Origin of the sequence: Arenimonas sp. (assembly GCF_044353605.1) — a bacterium.
Taxonomy (GTDB): Bacteria; Pseudomonadota; Gammaproteobacteria; order Xanthomonadales; family Xanthomonadaceae; genus Arenimonas.
Genome location: NZ_JBILBO010000020.1, coordinates 1 through 20,171 on the forward strand (window position 1 = coordinate 1; position 20,171 = coordinate 20,171).

Annotated in this window: 21 protein-coding genes; 9 read left to right on the plus strand and 12 right to left on the minus strand. The window is 61.6% G+C overall.

The features are described from left to right. The first annotated feature begins 177 nt into the window (after positions 1–177). From ACIQ1A_RS08835 to ACIQ1A_RS08855, 5 genes are read left to right on the plus strand one after another with little or no spacing between them, the layout of a single operon-like run. Positions 178–918 (plus strand): DUF6776 family protein, encoded by a 741-nt coding sequence (locus ACIQ1A_RS08835; protein ID WP_395770706.1) that lies wholly within the window; start codon positions 178–180, stop codon positions 916–918. Between the two features lie 32 nt (positions 919–950). Further along, positions 951–1,364: a polymer-forming cytoskeletal protein gene (locus tag ACIQ1A_RS08840; protein ID WP_395770707.1), complete on the plus strand. Its 414-nt coding sequence runs from the start codon at positions 951–953 to the stop codon at positions 1,362–1,364. A 44-nt stretch (positions 1,365–1,408) separates the two neighbouring features. Further along, complete coding sequence (erpA, locus tag ACIQ1A_RS08845) at positions 1,409–1,765, plus strand: iron-sulfur cluster insertion protein ErpA (protein ID WP_395770708.1); 357 nt, start codon at positions 1,409–1,411, stop codon at positions 1,763–1,765. Beyond that, complete coding sequence (gene nudC, locus ACIQ1A_RS08850; RefSeq protein ID WP_395770709.1) at positions 1,765–2,664, plus strand: NAD(+) diphosphatase; 900 nt, start codon at positions 1,765–1,767, stop codon at positions 2,662–2,664. The genes erpA and nudC overlap by 1 nt, the downstream gene beginning before the upstream one ends. 13 nt (positions 2,665–2,677) lie before the next feature. Next, a complete protein-coding gene (locus ACIQ1A_RS08855) occupies positions 2,678–3,553 on the plus strand; it encodes a hypothetical protein (RefSeq protein WP_395770710.1) in 876 nt (291 codons plus the stop codon). A gap of 6 nt (positions 3,554–3,559) precedes the next feature. Here ACIQ1A_RS08855 and ACIQ1A_RS08860 read toward each other — a convergent pair whose 3' ends face one another. The 12 genes from ACIQ1A_RS08860 to ACIQ1A_RS08915 form a co-directional block, all read right to left on the minus strand. Continuing rightward, on the minus strand, positions 3,560–4,138 hold the full coding sequence (locus tag ACIQ1A_RS08860) for a hypothetical protein (protein WP_395770711.1): 579 nt from the start codon (positions 4,136–4,138) through the stop codon (positions 3,560–3,562). Between the two features lie 51 nt (positions 4,139–4,189). Then, the gene (locus ACIQ1A_RS08865) at positions 4,190–6,073 is read right to left on the minus strand and encodes an MFS transporter (RefSeq protein ID WP_395770712.1); all 1,884 of its coding nucleotides are present in this window, start codon (positions 6,071–6,073) and stop codon (positions 4,190–4,192) included. A gap of 39 nt (positions 6,074–6,112) precedes the next feature. Next, complete coding sequence (gene purD, locus ACIQ1A_RS08870; protein WP_395770713.1) at positions 6,113–7,399, minus strand: phosphoribosylamine--glycine ligase; 1,287 nt, start codon at positions 7,397–7,399, stop codon at positions 6,113–6,115. Between the two features lie 9 nt (positions 7,400–7,408). Next, positions 7,409–8,980 carry a bifunctional phosphoribosylaminoimidazolecarboxamide formyltransferase/IMP cyclohydrolase gene (gene purH / locus ACIQ1A_RS08875; RefSeq protein WP_395770714.1) on the minus strand — a complete coding sequence of 524 codons (1,572 nt, stop codon included), beginning with the start codon at positions 8,978–8,980 and terminating at the stop codon, positions 7,409–7,411. A 57-nt stretch (positions 8,981–9,037) separates the two neighbouring features. After that, complete coding sequence (locus ACIQ1A_RS08880) at positions 9,038–9,310, minus strand: helix-turn-helix domain-containing protein (protein ID WP_395770726.1); 273 nt, start codon at positions 9,308–9,310, stop codon at positions 9,038–9,040. A gap of 78 nt (positions 9,311–9,388) precedes the next feature. Then, the gene (locus ACIQ1A_RS08885) at positions 9,389–9,868 is read right to left on the minus strand and encodes a DUF3426 domain-containing protein (protein WP_395770715.1); all 480 of its coding nucleotides are present in this window, start codon (positions 9,866–9,868) and stop codon (positions 9,389–9,391) included. Next, complete coding sequence (gene prmA, locus ACIQ1A_RS08890) at positions 9,852–10,748, minus strand: 50S ribosomal protein L11 methyltransferase (protein ID WP_395770716.1); 897 nt, start codon at positions 10,746–10,748, stop codon at positions 9,852–9,854. The genes ACIQ1A_RS08885 and prmA overlap by 17 nt, the downstream gene beginning before the upstream one ends. After that, a complete protein-coding gene (accC, locus tag ACIQ1A_RS08895) occupies positions 10,748–12,115 on the minus strand; it encodes an acetyl-CoA carboxylase biotin carboxylase subunit (RefSeq protein WP_395770717.1) in 1,368 nt (455 codons plus the stop codon). Before accC ends, prmA begins: the two co-directional genes overlap by 1 nt. 13 nt (positions 12,116–12,128) lie before the next feature. Next, a complete protein-coding gene (gene accB / locus ACIQ1A_RS08900) occupies positions 12,129–12,608 on the minus strand; it encodes an acetyl-CoA carboxylase biotin carboxyl carrier protein (protein ID WP_395770718.1) in 480 nt (159 codons plus the stop codon). A gap of 20 nt (positions 12,609–12,628) precedes the next feature. After that, a complete protein-coding gene (aroQ, locus tag ACIQ1A_RS08905) occupies positions 12,629–13,087 on the minus strand; it encodes a type II 3-dehydroquinate dehydratase (protein WP_395770719.1) in 459 nt (152 codons plus the stop codon). Between the two features lie 112 nt (positions 13,088–13,199). Next, positions 13,200–13,787: a TlpA family protein disulfide reductase gene (locus ACIQ1A_RS08910; protein ID WP_395770720.1), complete on the minus strand. Its 588-nt coding sequence runs from the start codon at positions 13,785–13,787 to the stop codon at positions 13,200–13,202. Continuing rightward, positions 13,784–15,886 carry a protein-disulfide reductase DsbD family protein gene (locus tag ACIQ1A_RS08915; RefSeq protein WP_395770721.1) on the minus strand — a complete coding sequence of 701 codons (2,103 nt, stop codon included), beginning with the start codon at positions 15,884–15,886 and terminating at the stop codon, positions 13,784–13,786. The genes ACIQ1A_RS08910 and ACIQ1A_RS08915 overlap by 4 nt, the downstream gene beginning before the upstream one ends. Positions 15,887–16,097: 211 nt before the next feature. On the opposite strand from ACIQ1A_RS08915, the gene groES reads away from it, so the two are divergent. The 4 genes from groES to ACIQ1A_RS08935 form a co-directional block, all read left to right on the plus strand. Next, the gene (groES, locus tag ACIQ1A_RS08920) at positions 16,098–16,385 is read left to right on the plus strand and encodes a co-chaperone GroES (RefSeq protein WP_395770722.1); all 288 of its coding nucleotides are present in this window, start codon (positions 16,098–16,100) and stop codon (positions 16,383–16,385) included. Positions 16,386–16,418: 33 nt separating this feature from the next. Beyond that, positions 16,419–18,056, plus strand: coding sequence for a chaperonin GroEL (gene groL / locus ACIQ1A_RS08925; RefSeq protein ID WP_395770723.1), 1,638 nt, complete (start codon positions 16,419–16,421; stop codon positions 18,054–18,056). 115 nt (positions 18,057–18,171) lie between these two features. Continuing rightward, positions 18,172–19,173 (plus strand): TraB/GumN family protein, encoded by a 1,002-nt coding sequence (locus ACIQ1A_RS08930; protein WP_395770724.1) that lies wholly within the window; start codon positions 18,172–18,174, stop codon positions 19,171–19,173. A gap of 51 nt (positions 19,174–19,224) precedes the next feature. Continuing rightward, on the plus strand, positions 19,225–20,171 hold a 947-nt coding region (locus ACIQ1A_RS08935; RefSeq protein WP_395770725.1), incomplete at its 3' end, for a CBS domain-containing protein.

Consider the following 20,171-nt stretch of genomic DNA (forward strand, 5'->3'; position numbering starts at 1 on the left):
CTGCAGCTGCTGTCGCCGGTGGCGCGCGAACTGGCCGGCGAGGCCAGTGTGCCGCAACAAACCGGCGAACGCCTCTTGGAAAGCCTGCGTACCCGAAAAATCGCGCGCGATGCCCGCGGCCGCGCCGGGCGGGAACCGCTATAATGATGGGCGTAGTCTGCGCCGGGAGTCGCTGCCATGGCGGTGCAAAACAAAAATCTGCCTCGCTTTTCTATCATCAGCCAATCGCCACGTTTCAAGGGGCTTGCCGTCTTGCTGGGCGGGCTCTGGCTGCTGCTGGCCTTGGCCTGGGTTTGGCTGTTCTGGCGGGGTCTGCATTCCGATGCCGGGCAGCTGCGGGAACAGCGCGATTCGGCGATTGCCCAAAGCGAGGTGCTGAAAGACAGTGAAGCGCGCTTGAAGCAGGAAATGACCAATGCCAAACGCGCCGAATTCATCACCCGCAGCGCCAACTCCCAGATCCAGGAGTCGCTGGCCGAGAAAGATGAGCAGATCGCCGGGCTCAAGGCTGATATGGATTTCTACCAACGCCTATTCGGCTCCGCCGGCCGCCGGCAAGGGCTGAGCGTGCATAGCGCCGAGTTCACGCTCGGCGCCGGCAATGTCTGGCACTACACCATTACCCTGACCCAGAACCTCAACCGTGGCGGCTTGACCTCTGGCCAGATGCGATTCGCCGTGGTCGGCGTGTCCGGTGGTAAACTCAAGAGCTTGGAGTGGCCGCAGTTGCTGCAGAAACCTGGTGCGCCGGCGCAGGCTTTTTCCTTCCGCTATTTCCAGCAGGTCGAAGGCAGTATAATTCTGCCGGCGGGCTTCATGCCGCAGCGGGTCTGGGTCAGCGTCGACAGCAATTCCGGCAATCAGGAACAGCGTTTCGACTGGACAGTCCGCACTACGCTGGCAAAGCCGGACCTCTAAATTCTTCATTCAATCACTACGGAGTCTCACACATGTTTGGAAGTAATAAAACAAAGCTGTCCGCGAGCGGATTGGACAGTGTGGAAACCCTGATCGGCGGCCAGGTAGTCATCCAGGGCGATCTGCTGTTCTCGGGCGGCCTATATGTCGAAGGCAAGATACTCGGTAATATCATCGCCAAAGAAGGTAACGATTCCTTAATCACTCTGGCCCAGAGCGGCGTCATCGAGGGCAACATCAGCGCGCCGAAGATGGTCATTTCTGGCCGGGTAACCGGGGATATCCACAGCCATGAACGCATTGAACTCACCGAAACCGCCTACATCCAGGGCAATATCCACTACCGTCAGATTGAAATACCCGCCGGCGCCACGGTCAGCGGACAATTGATTCACCTCCAGCCTCCCGATCAAAACCTTCACCTTCCGCCACCAGCGGGCAGTTGATCCACCAGCAGACAGCCGAATAACCCCATTCCGAGGCATTGTCCATGAGCGAACCGACCTACCAAACCGTTGCCGCACCGCTGAGCCTGACTGCTTCAGCCGCGGCCAAGGTCGCCAGCTTGATTGCCGAGGAAGCCAATCCCGAACTCAAGCTGCGCGTGTACATCAGCGGCGGCGGCTGTTCCGGATTCCAGTATGGTTTCAGTTTCGACGAACAGATCGATGCCGATGACCTGTCGGTGCAGCGCGACGGCGTGACCCTGATCGTCGATCCGCTCAGCCTGCAGTATCTGATGGGTGCCGAAGTGGATTACCGCGAAAGCCTGCAGGGATCACAGTTCGTCATCCGTAATCCCAACGCCAAAACCACCTGCGGTTGCGGCAGCAGCTTCTCGGCCTGATGCGCATTGCCGATTTCGCGTTCCGTCATCCCGGTCTGGACCGCGCCGAACCGATGCGCACGCATCCGGCCGAACTGGATGCGGCCTGGGCGGATGCGCGCCTGCTGGTTCTGAATGAACAAGGCGAAGCCTGCTGTTACAGCGCGTCTGAAATTTACTATCCCGCCACCAGAGTCTCTTTGCGTCGTCCGGAATCGGCGACCTTGCTGGGTTTCGATGCCGGTCAGGCTACCTTCGCCTTGCCGCTGGATGCGCTGGCGCACGCCCCGCATGAAGCGATCGGCATCCGCGCCGCGGCCGTACAGTGGCCGGAAATGGATGCTGCCATCTTTGCCCAGGCCAAAGCCATTCTGCATTGGCAGGCCCAGAGTAAATTCTGCGGCCGCTGCGGGGGGTTACTCGATCTGAAAACCGCCGGCTACAGCGCAGTCTGTGGCGGTTGCGGTCTGGCCAGTTATCCGCAGACGCAGCCGGCCACCATCATGTGTGTCAGCGATGGCAAACACCTGCTGCTCGGTCGGCAGGCGGCGTGGCCGGAAAAGCGCTGGTCGTTGCTGGCCGGTTTCGTCGAGCCCGGCGAAACCCCCGAGCAGACCGCGGTGCGCGAGGTCTGGGAAGAATCCGGTGTGCGCGTTGCGCGCGTGCGTTATGTCGCTTCGCAGCCTTGGCCGATGCCGATGGCGCTGATGGTCGGATTCGACGCCTACGCGCCGATGCAGGCCATCCACATCAGCGATGAATTGCAGGACGCGCGCTGGTTCAGCCGTGACGAGCTCAACGCCTTGGTTGCGGCCGATGAACTGACCCTGCCCGACGCGCTGTCGATATCGCGTTATTTGATCATGCGTTGGTTGCATGCCGATTCCGGCACCGCCGAATTTTGGCATACTAGGGCCTGAAAAGGGGGTACGTATGACCTGGACGGTAATGGCGGTAGTGGCGGCACTGTTGATCGGCCATGTCCTGCCGCAGGTCAGCCGATGGCGGGACTTCACCTGGTTCGAACGCTGGCTGGACATCGTCCGGCGCGTCGAGTTCGGTGAATCCCCATGGCATCACTACGGTGCTGTGTTCCTGAGTGTCGGCTTGCCGGCTTTGGTCTTGGCGCTGTTGGTCGGTTGGCTGGAGGGCCTGTTCGCGTTTCTGGTGGCGCTCGCCGCCATGCTGTACACCTGGGGTCCGCGTGATCTCGATCTCGATGTCAACGCCATCATCGCCGCTGAAGGCCTCGATGCGAAAGAACGTGCCGCGGCGGCCTTGTATGAAGAAGGCCAGACGGTGTCCCTGGAAGGTCCGGTGGTGGTCGCGGCGGTATTCGAAAATGCGCTGACGCGCTGGTTCGCCGTTCTGTTCTGGTTTCTGCTGCTCGGTCCGGGTGGCGCGCTGGCCTACCGTCTGCTGTATCTGCTGGTGCATCACAAACACGACATGGCCTTGCCGGAGCGACTGCGCGCCGCAGCCACGAAAACCCTGAATACCGCGCATTGTCCGCCTGCGCATCTGATGACCTTGGCCATGGCTTTGGCGGCCAATTTCGACAAAGTGGTGCAGGTCTGGCGCGCGTGGTATGCCGAGGGCGGTCTGCGTCTGGACTACGCCTTTCTGTCCGCCGCCGCCAATGCCAGTGTGGCCTCGGAGCTGGCCGAGGAAGCGGCCGACGCCGAAGATGGTCCGTCTTCAGCACCGGCGCTGCTGGAGCTGCGCGATGCCATGAGTCTGGCCTGGCGCATACTGCTGCTGTGGCTGGCGGTGCTGGCCGTGTTCGTGTTGGCCGGCCTGGTGAACTGAGCCGGCTCAGTCCCGCTTGCGGTTGTAACGGATCGCCAGGCTGCGCACCAACAGAATCGGAATCGCGAACATAATGTTCAGAAACAGCTGAAGTTGCAGCCATTCGCTCCAGGGTTCCATCTGGCCGGTTTCCAAATCGACGCTCGGCGGCTGCAGCGCAACCAGCAATACGAACAGCACCAAGCCGTAGAACAACAGATGGCAGATCCATCCGCCCAGGTTGTTCGGCAGGAACAGCAGGAACATGCGGCGTACGTATTTGCCGGCACTGACCTTGTCTTTGCGGTCATCGGCCTGGTGCATGAACTCCGTCAGTTTGCTCCGCAGCTCATCGAGTTCGCGCGCGGATTCCTGCTTGACCTCGGCGAAGCGTTCCGGCGTGCAGACCGCTTCCTGGGCTTTGACCCAGGTGCCGAGAAAGGCGATGCGGCGCTCGGCCAAACCGATTTCGTCTTGGAATTTGGCTTTGATGCTGCGCTGCTCGGTCCACGCCGCCACGCGTGCCCAGGTGCCGCCCAGCAAGGTGATGAAACCCACGATGGCGGTGGCCATCGCTAAATGATCTTGAATACTCGGTTCTGCCATCAGGATTCCCCTCTCCCATGTGCGCTCAGCATAGCACGCTGCGTTTCGCGTCTAGGCCCACTCGCCGCGCATCGCTTTGACTTTTTGTTCCATATCCGCAGCCGTGGCATGGGCGCCGTCCACCGGCGCTTCCGCCATGATCGTTACATGCGCGCGGATGCGGCTGGGCAGGCGCAGGGTGTTGATCACGCCGCTGCGGCTGAAAATGCTGGCCCACATGCCGCGGATCGCCAGCGGCACCACCGGCACCGGGCGCGCGGCCAGAATGCGTTCCATGCCGGGTTTGAACGGGCCGATTTCGCCGTCGGGAGTCAAGCGGCCTTCGGGAAAAATGCTGACCAGTTCGCCCTCGGCGAGCGCCTTATCGACTTCCGCGAATGCCCGCTCCATCAGTTCCGGGCCCTCGCTTCTGCCGGCAATCGGAATGGCATTGGCGGCCTTGAACGCCCAGCGGGCGCCGGGCGTATTAAAGATTTTGTAATACATCACGAAACGGATCGGGCGCGGCACGGCGCTGCTCAGCAGCAGGGCGTCCATGTAGCTCACGTGATTGCACACCAGCAGTGCCGGGCCGTCATCCGGAACGTGTTTCTCGATGCCGTGCACTTCGACCCGGTACATGATGCGGATGTAGATCCAGGCCAGAAAGCGCAGGAAGAATTCCGGCACCAGCAGCATCAGGTAAACCAGTACCGCCAGATTCAGCAGCGACAGCAGCAGGAACACTTCCGGAATGTTGAAACCGAGATAGCGCTGCAGTACGATGCCGGTAACAGCGGCCGACACGATGAACACCGCATTCTGGATGTTCATGCCGGCGATGACGCGCGACAGGTGGTGCTTTTCGGTGCGGCTTTGGATCAGCGCGAACAGCGGCACGATGAAGAAGCCGGCGAACAGACCGATCAGGGTCAGATCGGCCATGATCCGGAAGCTTCCGGCTTGCTGCCAGAACTGCGCGAGAGTAATACCGGTTTCCGGCGCGAACCCGGGACGGGCGAAATACAGATCGGCGCAGAATACCGTCATGCCGAGCGCGCCGAACGGCACCAGACCGATTTCCACCGTACGCTGCGAGAGTTTTTCGCACCATAGCGAGCCCAGCCCGGTACCGACCGAGAACAGCGCCAGCGCCAGCAGGTTCAGGGATTCCGAACCGCCCAGATGCAGCTTGGCGTAATTCGGCAATTGTGCGCTGAGCAGGGTGCCGACGAACCAGAACCAGGACACGCCGAACACCGCGCGGCGCACCACCGTATTGTGGCGGACCATGCCGAGTACATGCAGGGACTCGGCGAGGATATTCGGATTGATTTTCAGATCCGGCGCGATAGCCGGTGCCATCGGTATCGCACGGCTGACCAGATGACCGGTAATCGCCAGGCCGATCATCGCCACGGCCGCGGCCTGCGGTCCGTAGCCGGGAATCATCAGCAACGACATGCCGGCAATCATGCCGATCAGAATCGAAATGGAGGTGCCCATTTCCACCAGACCGTTGCCGCCGGTGAGTTCTTCCGGCGCCAGCACCTGCGGCAGGATGGCGTATTTGACCGGACCGAACAGAGTGGATTGCACGCCGGTCAGGAACAGGCAGAACAGCAGCAGCGTGGGCAGTCCGTAGATGAAGCCGAACGCCGCCAGACTCATGATTCCGATTTCCATGGCGGTAGTGATGCGGATCAGGCGCGCCTTCTCGACCTTTTCGGCGATCTGGCCGGCGGTGGCGGAAAACAGGAAGTACGGGAGGATGAACAATGCCGGCGCCAGATTGGCATACAGCGTGGACTGCTCGGTGCTCAAGCCCATCTGATACACCATCAGCGCCAGCATGGCGTTGCGGAATACGTTGTCGTTGAACGCGCCGAGCGCCTGCGTCAGGAAAAACGGCAGGAAGCGGCGTTGCTTGAGCAGTTCGAATTGGGAGTGGGCCATGGTGCGCGGTTTCGGTGACCAAGGCCCACTATAGCCGACTCAGCCGCGCTCGCGTTCGATGGCGCGCCAACCGATGTCGTTGCGGTGGAATTCGCCCAGCCAGGAAATCTGATCGGCCAGTGTATAGGCGGCGTTCTGCGCCTCGGCCACCGTGTTCCCGATCGCGGTGGCGCACAGCACGCGCCCGCCACTGGTCAGCACCTGGCCGTCTTCGAGTACGGTGCCGGCGTGGAACAGTTTGCTGCCGGGCGGGGCGTCGATATCAAGACCGTGAATGACATCGCCGGTGCGCGGCGTGCCTGGGTAATGTTCGGCGGCCATCACGACACCGAGTGCCGGACGTGGATCCCAATGGGCTTCGATTTCATGCAGGCGACCGTCGATGGCGGCTTCGACCAGTTCACTGAGATCGGACTGCAGGCGCAGCATCACCGGCTGGGTTTCCGGATCGCCGAAACGCACATTGAACTCGATGACCTTAGGTGCACCGGCTTCATCAATCATCAAACCCGCATACAGAAAGCCGCTGAACGGCATGCCGTCCGTGATCATGCCGCGCACGGTCGGCTCGACCACCTCACGCATGACACGTGCATGCACTTCCGGAGTGACCACCGGCGCCGGTGAATACGCGCCCATGCCGCCGGTATTCGGGCCGGTGTCGCCATCGCCCACGCGTTTGTGGTCTTGGCTGGTCGCCATCGGCAGTGCGGTGCGGCCGTCGACCATGGAAATGAAACTGGCTTCTTCGCCGGCGAGGAATTCCTCGATGACCACGCGTGCACCGGCGTCACCGAACTGGTTGTTGCCGAGCATATCGGTGATTGCGGCCTTGGCCTCGTCCAGCGTCATCGCCACCACCACGCCTTTGCCGGCGGCCAGACCGTCGGCCTTGATGACAATGGGTGCGCCGACATGATCGACATGCGACAGCGCTTCGGCTTCGCTGTCGAACACCGCATAATGCGCGGTGGGTATGCCGTGCCGCGCCAGAAAGTCCTTGGCGAAGGCCTTGCTGCCTTCCAGCTGCGCGGCGGCTTGGCGTGGCCCGAAGATGCGCAGGCCGTGGGCTTGGAACAGATCGACCACGCCCAGCACCAGCGGTGCTTCCGGACCGACCAGTGTGAAGGCCACCTGCGCGTCGCGGGCCAATGCCAGCAGGCCATCGATGTCAGTGGCCGCAACGGCCACATTGCGGCATTTGCGTTCGCGCGAGGTGCCGGCATTGCCCGGTGCCACCAGAATTTCCGTGATCCGCGGTGACTGCGCCAAACGCCAGGCCAGCGCATGTTCGCGCCCGCCGGATCCGATCACGAGAATTTTCATGGGTGTTCCTCAGTGTTTGAAGTGGCGACGACCGGTGAACACCATGGCGATGCCATGTTCATTGGCCGCGTCGATGACTTCATTGTCGCGCATAGAACCGCCGGGTTGGATGACGGCACGGATGCCGGCCGCCGCGGCGGTATCGATGCCATCGCGGAACGGGAAGAACGCATCCGACGCCATCACCGCGCCGGGCACGGCCAAGCTGGCGTCGTCGGCCTTGATGCCGGCGATCTTCGCGCTGATCACCCGGCTCATCTGGCCGGCACCGATGCCGATGGTGCGTTGGTCTTGGGCGAACACGATGGCGTTCGATTTCACGAACATCGCCACTTTCCAGGCGAACAGCAGATCTTCCAGTTGTTCGAGGCTCGGTTGGGTGTCGCTGACGGTTTTCAGGTCCTTGATGCCCAACGTGTCGCTGTCGGTGTTCTGCACCAACAGACCGCCGGCCACGCGTTTGTAGTCCCAGTCGCCGTGGTGACCGTCAAGCGCGCCGCAGTCGAGCACGCGCACGTTCGGCTTGCGTGCGAAGGCGGCCTGCGCTTCCGGGCTGATGCCGGGTGCGATGACCACTTCAACGAACTGGCGTTCGGCGATGGTGCTCGCGGTTTTGCCGTCGAGCATGCGGTTGAAAGCAATGATGCCGCCGAAGGCCGAGGTCGGATCGGTGGCGAAGGCGCGGTCATAGGCATCGCCGATGTTCGCGGCCACGGCCACGCCGCAGGGATTGGCATGCTTGACGATGACGCAGGCCGGTGCGTCGAAGGCCTTCACGCATTCCAGCGCGGCATCGGCATCGGCGATGTTATTGAACGACAGTTCCTTGCCTTGGATGAAACGCGCGGTGGCGACGATGCCGCTTCCGGCGCCGGCTTCGACGAACAAGGCGCCGGCTTGATGCGGATTTTCACCGTAACGCAAGGCGCTGCCGAGTGCGAAGGCCGGATGCAGACTGGCCGGCCAGGCATTCGGCGCTTCAGGGGCTTCGGCACGCTTGGACAGCCATTCGGTGATCTGGCCGTCGTAGGCACTGGTATGTGCGTAGGTTTTCGCAGCCCAGCCGCGACGCTGCGCTTCAGTGCTGCCACCGGTGGCAAGCGAATCGATGAAGCCGGCGTAATCGGCTGGATCGGTCAGTACGGACACGCGTGCATGGTTTTTTGCAGCAGCACGCAGCATGGCCGGTCCGCCGATATCGATGTTTTCGATGGCGTCGTCGTACGTGCAGTCGAATTTGGCCACGGTGGCCGCAAACGGATACAGATTCACCACCAACAGATCGATGGCCTCGATGCCGTGTTCAGCACTGACCGCATCGTCGGTGCCGGCACGCGATAGCAGGCCACCGTGGATTTTCGGATGCAGGGTTTTCACCCGGCCGTCCATGATTTCCGGAAAGCCGGTCACGCTGCTGACATCGGTGACGGCAAGGCCGGCATCGCGCAGGGCTTTGGCGGTGCCGCCAGTGGACAGCAGCTGCACGCCATGCGCGATCAAGGCTTCGGCCAGCGGCAACAAACCGGATTTATCGGACACCGACAGCAGGGCGCGGCGGACGGGATGGCGGATAGCGGGCATATATCACTCCGAATGGGGCTTAATTATAAACCCTCGGGGTGATGCATTGGGGCTGGATCAGCCTTCGGAAACGGCGTATTGCTTGAGTTTCTTGCGCAGGGTGGCGCGGTTCATGCCGAGGATTTCGGCAGCGCGGCTCTGATTGCCCCGGCAGTGGATCATCACTTCCTGCAGCAGTCCCGGCTCGACCTCCGCCAACACGGTGTCATACAGGTCGTTGCTTTGGGTGTGTCCCATGTCCTGCAGGTAGCGACGCACGACGCGGGCCACGACATCTTTCAGGCAGGGTTGGGATTTGGTGTCGGGGGTGTTGCTGTGGATAAGGTGCAGGGTATTCACGAACGGCTCAGGCTGACAAATTTCCGGCCGTGTAGTTTAGCCGGATTCGATACCGGCTACCTGAACGTCTCAGTGGAAGTCGAAGGCGAAGCCGGCGGCCTTCCCGGACGTTTCCTGCAGGGCGATTTCCACGGATACGGTCTGGCCGGGTTTGATGTCACCCTCTTGGTCGGCGTTCAGGTATTCCTTCGGGCGGAAGCGGCGCATGGCGATGGCTTGGTTGTCCACATCGGTCAGTCGGATTTCAATCTGCGGCCAGGGTTGCGGCCACTGCGCATCATTGCGGAAACTGAGCTGGACGATTAAAACATCGGCCTGACCGCGATCGGCGGCAACCGCCTGTCTGACCGGCACGAAAGCCTCCGGCTGGCGCCAGGCTTCGAGCTGGCAGGAGGCCAGCAGGCACAGGCGGCTGATCCAGGGTCGCCACGCCGGATTTTCAGCCAGCGCATCGCGATTGGCCAACACAATCTGCAATCCCAGCAACAGAACCAATAGGGCCGTGCCGGCCAGCAACGCGCGGTGGTTTTTTTCAGCGCTTGCGGCCATCGATCCGGATCCAGTCGTCCAGCTGTGTCACCGTCAGCGCCTCGAAATGCGGGGCGAATGCAGCCAAAACCTCGTGCTCCTGGCCTTTCAGGATGCCGGACAGGGCGATGAGGCCACCGGACTGCGTGCGTGCCGCCAGGGTGTCGTGCAGTGCGATGAGCGCCGAGGCCAGAATATTGGCAACGACCACCGGATACTGACGCAGCGGTTCGGCATCCGGCAGATACACCTGCAACGCGCGGCCGACACCGTTGCGTTCGGCGTTGTCATGCGTGGCAATGAGGGCCTGCGGATCGTTGTCGACGCCGATGCCCGAGGTCGCGCCCAACTTCAGTGCTGCCAGCGCCAGAATGCCGGAGCCGCAGCCGAAGTCGAGAACATCACGGCCCTGTAATTCGAGGCCATCCAGCCATTGCAGGCAAAGCGCGGTGGTCGGATGCGTGCCCGAGCCGAAGGCCAGGCCCGGATCCAGACGGATGATGACGCCCTCGGCCGCTTCCGGCGGAGCGTCGCGGTGCCAGGGAATGATCCAGGTGCGGTTGCCGAAGCGCATCGGTTCGAATTGATCCAGCCAGGCCCGTTCCCAGTCCTGGTCTTCCACCGTGCGGAAGCTGGCGCGCGCCCAGTCGATACCGCTGTCGTAGGCATCGAGTGCATGAAGCAACAGACCTTCGTGCGTGCCGGCATCGAACAGCGCCAGTAGCACGATGTCGTTCCACAGCGGGGTTTCGCCAACGCCGGGTTCGAGGATGGCTTTTTCGTTTTCGGCATCGGCCGCGTCCAACAGCGACACGCTGAGCGCGCCGAGTTCGTTCAACGCGGTTTCCACCCGCGCTTCCTCGCTGGCTTTGCAGGCGATGGACAGCTCGAGAAACGGCATCAGGTCAGGCCAAGGCCTTTGTCTTTGCGTTCGGCCAGGCGTTTTTCCAGATAATGGATGTTGGTGCCGCCCTGGAAGAAACCGGCATCGGCCAGAATGCGTTGCTGCAGCGGCACATTGGTCTTGATGCCGTCCACAATCATTTCCGACAGTGCACAGCGCATGCGGTAAATCGCCTGCTCGCGGGTGTTGCCGTGCACGATCAGTTTGCCGATCATCGAATCGTAATTCGGCGGCACTTTGTAGCCTTCATAGATGTGCGAATCGACGCGCACGCCCGGACCGCCCGGCGAATGGAAATGCTTGATCAGGCCCGGGCTCGGCAGGAAGCTGTCCGGATCTTCGGCATTGATGCGGCATTCGATGGCATGGCCGCGGATGACGATGTCGTCCTGGGTCAGCGACAGTTTCTGGCCGGAGGCGATCAGCAGTTGTTCGCGCACCAGATCGACGCCGGTGATCATTTCGGTGACCGGGTGCTCGACCTGGATGCGGGTGTTCATTTCGATGAAGTAGAAATGGCCGTTTTCATACAGGAATTCGAAAGTGCCGGCACCACGGTAGCCGATGCGTACGCAGGCTTCGGTGCAGATGCGGCCGATTTCGGCGCGCTGTTCGGGCGTGATGCCCGGAGCGGGGGCTTCTTCCACCACTTTCTGGTGACGGCGTTGCATCGAGCAGTCGCGTTCGCCCAGATGGATGGCGTTGCCCTGACCGTCCGACAGCACCTGGATTTCGATGTGGCGCGGGTTCTCCAGGAATTTCTCCATGTAGACCATATCGTTGTTGAACGCGGCCTTGGCTTCCTGTTGGGTGGTGGTGATCGAGGTGATCAGGCTGTCGGCTTCGCGCACCACGCGCATGCCGCGTCCGCCGCCGCCGCCGGCCGCTTTGATGATGACCGGATAGCCGATGTTTTCGGCCATTTTCAGATTGGCCATGGCGTCGTCGCCGAGTGGTCCGCCTGAGCCGGGCACGCAGGGCACGCCGGCATCCTTCATGGCGCGGATGGCTTCGACCTTGTCGCCCATCATGCGGATGACATCGGCGGTGGGGCCGATGAAAATGAAGCCGGAACCTTCGGCGCGCTCGCAGAAGGTGGCGTTCTCGGACAGGAAGCCGTAACCCGGATGGATGGCGTCGGCGTCGGTCACTTCCGCGGCGGCGATGATGGCCGGCACGTTCAGGTAGCTTTCGATCGACGGTGCCGGTCCGATGCACACCGATTCGTCGGCCATGGCCACGTGCTTCAGGTTGCGGTCGACGGTGGAATGCACGGCCACGGTCTTGATGCCGAGCGCGCGGCAGGCGCGCAGGATACGCAACGCGATTTCGCCGCGGTTGGCGATGACGACTTTTTTCAACATGGCTTCAACCTGCTCAGGAGATGATGAACATCGCTTCGTCGAATTCGATGGCTTGACCCGGCTGGACCAGAACCGCGGTCACGGTACCGGAAACGTCGGCTTCGATCGGATTGAACATTTTCATTGCTTCGATGATGCCGATGGTGTCGCCGGCTTTCACGCTCTGCCCGATGCGCACATAGGGTGCGGCTTCCGGGCTCGGCGAGGCGTAGAAGGTGCCGACCATCGGTGAGCGCACGGTGTGACCGTCCGGCACTGCTTTGGCCGATTTGCCGATCGCTTCCGCGGACGGGCCGGGGCTGGCGGCCGGTGCACGCGCCGGGGCTTCGGCCGGCGCTGCAGGAGCGGCAACATGATGGATGACCGGAGCCGGTGCGGCCATGCCGGTGTGGCGGGCCAGGCGTATGGTTTCCTCACCTTCCTTGATTTCCAGTTCGGACAGGCTGGACTTTTCCAGCAGTTCGATCAGGGCTTTGATTTTGCGTAAGTCCATAATGACCTCGGGGATGTGGTTCAGGGGGTATCGGCGGCGGATGCGGGAAACCACTGCATCAGCTGCGTCAGGGCAAAGCGGTAACTGTCCGGACCGAAGCCGCAGATGACGGCTTTGGCCAGATCGGAAAAATAGGAATGCTGCCGGAACGGCTCGCGGCTGTGTGGATTCGACAGGTGCGCCTCGATGAAGGGCAGACCGACCGCCGCTAAGGCGTCGCGCAGGGCGACCGAGGTGTGGGTGAACGCGGCCGGATTGATCAGGATGGCATCGACGCCCTCGGCCGGCGCCCGTTGCACCGCCTCGACCAGCTCATGCTCGGCATTGCTCTGCAGGAAGGCGATGCGGTGCCCGGCGCTTTCGGCCCGGATTTTCAGGGCGTCATTGATCTGCGCCAGGGTCTGCGTGCCGTAGATTCCCGGCTCGCGCTGCCCCAGCAGATTCAGATTCGGACCGTTCAACACCAGAAAATACGCCACAGCACCCTCCCCAAGCGAACGCTCAGTTTCGCAAATTTGAGGGGATTTGTCTAGAAAATGACGGGATTTCGCTGAAAATGAATGCTGTTTGATTTTTGTTAACGACAAGAACTCAGCGCATGCCGTCCTGAAGCCATTGCCGCAATTGGGCTTCGCCGGCAAACACGCCGATATGGCGTTTGACCAAGCGGCCCTGCGGGTCGATCAGCACCGTGAACGGCAGCACCCCCCAGCCATTACCCAGATGCACCGAGCTGTCTGTTGCCCCGGGTGGCTCGTGGTGTTGGGTGAATCGGACCGGGATGTCGGTCAACAGGGTAGCGGCCGCATCGGGGGCTTCCAAGGCGATGCCGATGACTTCAAAACGGCCCTGGTTTTCGGCGTGCAGTGCATCCAGCCAGGGCATTTCCAATCGGCAGGGGCCGCACCAGCTGGCCCAGTAGTTGATGACCTGCCAGCTGCCCGGGGTCGGCAGGGTGCGCGGGCTGCCACCGAAGTCGGTCACGGTGAAAGCTCGCACTGTGTCGCCGATGGCGACGGCACCGCCCGGTGCCGGATATTTCGGTGGCACCAAGCGCTCGAACAAGGCCTGTCCGATTTCCGTGCGCAGAAGAATGCCCGGGCCGGCGATGAAGATACCGGCCGCCAGCCCCAGCAGGGCAGCCAACAAGGCCAGCATCAGCACTTTCAGCGGTTTCATTGCGCCAGCGCGTCACGCATGATGCCGTGCGTCAGCAACTGCGGCAGTTTTTTGCCATCGCCCGCACCTTCGGGGTACACCACATACAGTGGCACGCCCGGGGTGTCGTATTGATCCAGATAAGCGCTGATGTCCGGATCCTGGTTGGTCCAGTCGCCGACCAGGTACACGGTGCCGGTGTCTTTCAGGAGTTGCGTGAATGCATCTGTATGCAGCACCGCTTTTTCATTGACCTTGCAGGTGATACACCAGTCGGCGGTCATGTCGACGAATACCGGCGTGCCTTGGGCGCGCAATTCGGCCAGACGTTGCGTGCTGTACGCTTCGTAATTCTTGCCTTGCGTGCTAATCGCAGCGCCGGGTTGCGCTTGCTGCAGAGCAAGGCCGAAACTGGCGGCGGCCATTACGCCGAGCAGCAGCGCGATGACTTTGGCGCGCAGGCTGGGCGCCATCTTCTGCCGTTCGAACCACCACAGTGCGGCGGTCAGCGCGGTGGCGGCAATCAACAACAGGGCCAGACCGTTCACACCTTTCTGGTTGCCGAATACCCAGGCCAGCCAGACCGCGGTCAGGTACATCGGATAAGCCAGCCAATGCTTGAGCGTGTCCATCCAGGCGCCGGGTTTCGGCAGCCTGCCGGCAAGTCTGGGCAGAAAGCCGATCAGCAGGAACGGCAAGGCCAGACCGAGGCCCAAGGCCAGAAACACCGAGAGCGCCAGCACCCAGTGCGCGGTGAAGGCGAAGGCCAGCGCGCTGCCCATGAACGGCGCCGTGCATGGGCTGGCCACCACCACCGCCAGCACGCCGGTGAAGAAGTCCCCGGTAGGGCCGGATTTCTCGGTGAGTGATTGCCCCATGCCGGCGAAGCCAGAGCCCCAGTTGAACAGGCCGGACATCATTAAGCCGATGCCGAACATGAGTAATGCCAGGCCGCCGACAATGATTGGTTGCTGCAATTGGAAGCCCCAGCCCAGGGCTTGGCCGGCACTGCGCAGGGCCAGCACGCCGATGCCGAGTATGGCGAAACTGCTCATCACGCCAGCGGTGTACCACAGCGCATGGCTACGCGCATGGCCGGGTGTGTTGGCTTTGGCTAGCGCCATGGCTTTGAATGAGAGCACCGGCAGCACGCAGGGCATCAGGTTGAGAATCAAACCGCCCAGCAACGCCAACAGCAAGGCCGGAAGCCATTGCAGTAATACCTTCGGCGCATCCGGCTCGACCGCACCCGCATCACTGACCGTGCCACCGGTGGGCAGTTCGAGGCTGAGAGTTTTTTTCATCGGCGGATAGCAAATGCCGTTTTCCTTACAGCCCTGATAATCCACGGTCAATTGCAGCGGACCGGCTTGCGTGCTCTTGCGTTGCAGGGGCAGGGTAATTTCCGCCGGTTCGAAATACACCGGCACGGTGCCGAATTCCGGATCGGGATACCACACCGCTTCCGGCAGTTTTGCTTTGCCCGGTGCGGCGATGGCATCTTGGGGGGTGCTGAATGCAATCTTGTCGCGGTACAGGTAGTAACCCTCGGCCGGCGTCAGTTTCAGCAGCAAGGAGCCCGCATCGCCGACGATGGCTTCGATGTTGAAAGCCTCTTCTTCCGGCAAGGCCGCATCGGAAGCCGCGCCGTTCAGGCCAAGCAGGGCTTTGCCGTCCGCCGCCGCGGCGGTATTCAGTGGAATCCGCAGGCGCTTGTTCTGCGGCGGGTAGCAGATGCCGATATCGGCACAGCCTTGGTATTGCAGACGCAGCAGCACATGGTGGGTGCCGGCCGGTGCGTTAAAGCGGACCGTGGTGACCAGTTCTTTCCGGTAGGTTTCCACATCGCCGAAGAATTCATCGCGATAGGGTTTTCCGGGTGGAAGCTGCAGGGGCTCCAGGGTCACCTCCGGGCTGTCACTGCTGATGCCGGTACGGTGTTTGTAAAGATAATAGCCTTCGGCAACTCCCCAGCGGATGCGCACACTGTCGGCGCTGACGGCCTCAATGGAAACCGGGTAGGCCTGATCCACCGGCAGCAGGTCGGCTTCGGAAACGGCCCGTGCGGGTGAGGCCAAGGTGGATAAGGTCAGGATGAAGCTCAATACAAAACGGTTCACAGGACTTCCGGAAGGGGTTTTCAATAGCTTTCTAGGGTAGCCCAAAGCAGCGTCTTTGCCGACCCCTTGAAAGCCGAACGACCGGCCCCCATTAGTTGTACAGCCCGAGCCGGGGGTTTTTCGCGTAGAATTTGGCACTCTCCTCTCCCGAGTGCTAATCCGCCGGTTCGGGATTTACTCAACGTATTGATTTTAAACATAAAGGTAATTTATGAACATTAAACCTCTGCACGATCGCGTTGTCATCAAACGCATGGAAGAAGAAAAACTGTCCGCCGGCGGCATCGTCATTCCGGATTCGGCCACCGAAAAACCGGTGAAAGGTGAAGTGTTGGCGGTGGGTGAAGGCAAGCCGCTCGACAACGGCAACGTGCGCGCGCCGAAAGTCAAAGTGGGTGACAAGGTTCTGTTCGGCAAATACGCCGGCACCGAAATCAAACACGAGGGTGTAGACATCCTGGTCGTCAAAGAAGACGACATTCTGGCCATCTTGGCCTAATCCCGAATTCACGAATTACTGAGGAATACAATCATGGCAGCAAAAGATATCCGCTTCGGCGAAGACGCGCGCGCGCGTATGGTCAAAGGCGTCAACGTTCTCGCCAACGCCGTCAAGGCCACCCTTGGCCCGAAAGGCCGCAACGTCGTGCTCGACAAGAGCTTCGGCGCCCCGACCATCACCAAGGACGGCGTGTCCGTGGCCAAGGAAATCGAATTGGCCGACAAGTTCGAGAACATGGGCGCGCAGATGGTGAAAGAAGTCGCCACCAAGACCGCCGACATTGCCGGTGACGGCACCACCACCGCGACCGTGCTGGCCCAGGCGATGATCCGCGAAGGCATGAAAGCCGTGGCCGCCGGCATGAATCCGATGGACCTCAAGCGCGGCATGGACAAAGCCGTCGGCGCCGCTGTGGACGAACTGAAGAAACTCAGTAAGCCCTGCGCCACCAGCAAGGAAATCGCCCAGGTCGGTTCGATCTCGGCCAACTCCGACCAGAACATCGGCGACCTGATCGCCAAAGCCATGGACAAGGTCGGCAAGGAAGGCGTGATCACCGTGGAAGAAGGCTCGGGTCTGGAAAACGAACTCGATGTGGTCGAAGGCATGCAGTTCGACCGCGGCTATCTGTCGCCGTACTTCGTCAACAACCAACAGTCGATGTCGGCTGAATTGGATGATCCGTTCATCCTGCTGTACGACAAGAAAATCTCCAATGTGCGCGATCTGCTGCCGGTGCTGGAAGCCGTTGCCAAAGCCGGCAAACCGCTGCTGATTGTTGCCGAGGAAGTGGAAGGCGAAGCCCTGGCCACGCTGGTGGTCAACACCATCCGCGGTATCGTCAAGGTCTGCGCCGTCAAAGCCCCGGGCTTCGGCGACCGCCGCAAAGCGATGCTGGAAGACATGGCCATCCTGACCGGCGGTACAGTGATTTCCGAAGAAGTCGGTCTGTCGCTCGACAAAGCCACCATCAAGGACCTGGGCCGCGCCAAGAAAATCCAGGTCTCCAAGGAAAACACCACCATCATCGACGGTGCCGGTGAAGCCGAAGGCATCCAGGCCCGCGTCAAGCAGATCAAGGCCCAGGTCGAGGAAACTTCCTCCGACTACGACCGTGAAAAACTGCAGGAACGCGTGGCCAAGCTGGCCGGCGGCGTGGCGGTGATCAAAGTCGGTGCCGCGACCGAAGTGGAAATGAAGGAAAAGAAAGCCCGCGTCGAAGACGCCCTGCACGCCACCCGTGCCGCGGTCGAGGAAGGTATCGTTCCTGGCGGCGGCGTCGCCCTGATCCGCGCGCTGACCAACATCGGCACCCTGAAAGGCATCAACGACGACCAGAACGTCGGCATCGCCCTGGCCCTGCGCGCCATGGAAGCGCCGTTGCGTGAAATCGTCACCAACTGCGGCGAAGAGCCGTCAGTGGTGCTGAACAAGGTCAAGGAAGGCACCGGCAACTTCGGTTACAACGCCGCCAGCGGCGAATACGGCGACATGGTCGCCATGGGCATCCTGGATCCGACCAAAGTCACCCGCACCGCACTGCAGAACGCCAGTTCGATCGCCGGCCTGATGATCACCACCGAAGCCATGGTGGCCGAAGCGCCGAAGAAAGACGAGCCGATGATGCCGCAAGGCGGCATGGGCGGCATGGGCGGCATGGATTTCTGATCCGGCTCCGCTGTTGTAGACCTACGGAAAACCCCGCTTTCGAGCGGGGTTTTTCATTGCAACATTCTTCACACCCACCTGTCATAGAATGCATCATCGCTTTTCCGGAATCGCCATGCGCCTAACGCTCACCCTATTGCTGTCTATCAGTGCCGCTCCGGTCCTGTCGCAGGACGTTCCGGCCGCGCCGCCCGTGGGGGTGGCCAATACCGTCGAGGTCAAAGGCGTCTTGCCCGGGCCCGGGTTCTGGCAGGCCAGCAAAGGCGGCAACACCGTCTGGATTCTGGCCTCGATCCGGCCGGTGCCCAAGGGCATGGAATGGGAAACCATCAAGCTCGAACGCCGTCTGGCCGAATCGCAGGCGTTGATCGGCGGACCGTCGGTGAAACTCGACAGCAAGCTTGGTTTTTTCGCCAAGATCGGCCTGGTGCCGTCTTTGCTGAAAGCACGCAAGAATCCCGATGGCCGCACGCTGCAGGAGATCTTGCCTCCGGAAACCTATCGCCGTTGGCTGGTGATGAAGCAGAAGTACATCGGCAACGACAAGGACATCGAAAGCTGGCGTCCGATTTTCGCTGCGCAGGAACTGTACGAAAAGGCCATCCGCAAAGCCGGATTGAGCAATGAAGGCATCGTCTGGCCGGAAGCCAAGGATCTGGCCAAGAAAGCCGATGTGCCGGTGACGCGCCCGGAAATCACCGTGGATATCGGCGACCCGAAAAAATTCATCAAGGAGTTCAACAAGCGTGCGCTCAGCGATGTCGCCTGCTTCGAGAAGACCCTGGACAGCATCGAACGCGATGTGCAATTCATGGCTGAGCGCGGCCGGCTCTGGGCAGTCGGCGATATTGCCGGTTACCGGCGCATCGCGCAGACCGACTTTTCCGGGGCCTGCATCGATGCGCTGGTGGGTTCGGGCATCGGACAGAGCGCCGGTTTGGGCGATGTGCAGCAGCGCGCGCTGAATGCCTGGCTGCAGGCCGTGGATGCCGCCGCGGCAAAGAACCGTTCCAGCGTCGCGGTCGTCAACATCGCCGAGTTGATCAAGCCCGGCGGACTGCTCGACCGTCTGCAGGCCCGTGGCTATGTCATCACCGAACCGGTGTACGTGCCGTAGGCATTGCCGGGCATCTGCGTTAATCTATGGCAAACCCCCCAAGGAAGCGCCGTGGTCCGCCAAGACGAACTGTTCAGTTCCCGCCTGATGGCGCTGGATGCGCGCACGGCCGCCGGTCTGCTCGATCTCGAGCACCCGAATCTGGCGGCGCAGCAGCTCGGTGATCTGCCGCCGGCGCGGGCCATGGCCATTCTGCTGGCGCTGCCCGAGGATGTGCGCGAATCGATCATGACCGCCTGCCCGACCGGGTCGGCCTGGTTGCGTGCCGAACACTATGCGCCCGGCACCGTGGGCAACCAGTTGGAAGAACCGGTCGCGGCATTCCGCAAAGGCACATCGGTGGCCATGGCCGTCGATCTGTTGCGCGAACTGATGCCGCAGCGTGAATTGAACCAGGTCTATGTGGTCGATCCCGACAACCGTCTGCTCGGCATCGTGGCCTTCCGCGAACTGCTGTTTGCCGAACGCGGGCAGACGCTGGACCAGATCATGCAACGCGAACCCTGCAGTCTGCGCCCGGAATGGGCCTTGAACGATGCGCTGTCGCGGCTGTCTTTGCAGCCGCCGCTGACCTATCCGGTCTGTGACGGCGACAATGTGCTGCTCGGCCAGGTGCATACACACCGTCTGCATCAACAGCAGGCCTTCGAATTGTCGGGTCAGCCCGGGTATCTGGTCGGCGTCGATCACGATGAGCAATGGGCCTCGCCGTGGTGGCGTAAATTCCAGTTCCGCCAGCCCTGGCTGCAAATCCACCTGTTCATGCTGTTCGTGGTCGGCGCCATCATCGGGCGCTTCCAGGACGATATCGCCAAAGCCACCCTGCTGGTGATTTTCCTTCCGGTCCTGGCCGGTCTGTGCCGCACCATCGGCGCACAATCCCTGGCCTGTACCCTGCGCGGTCTCAGTCTGTCGAATCCGGCGCGCCCGGTGAAGCGCCAGGTGCTGAAAGAAACCTGGCTGGGTCTGGTCAATGGCATATTGACCGGCCTTCTGGC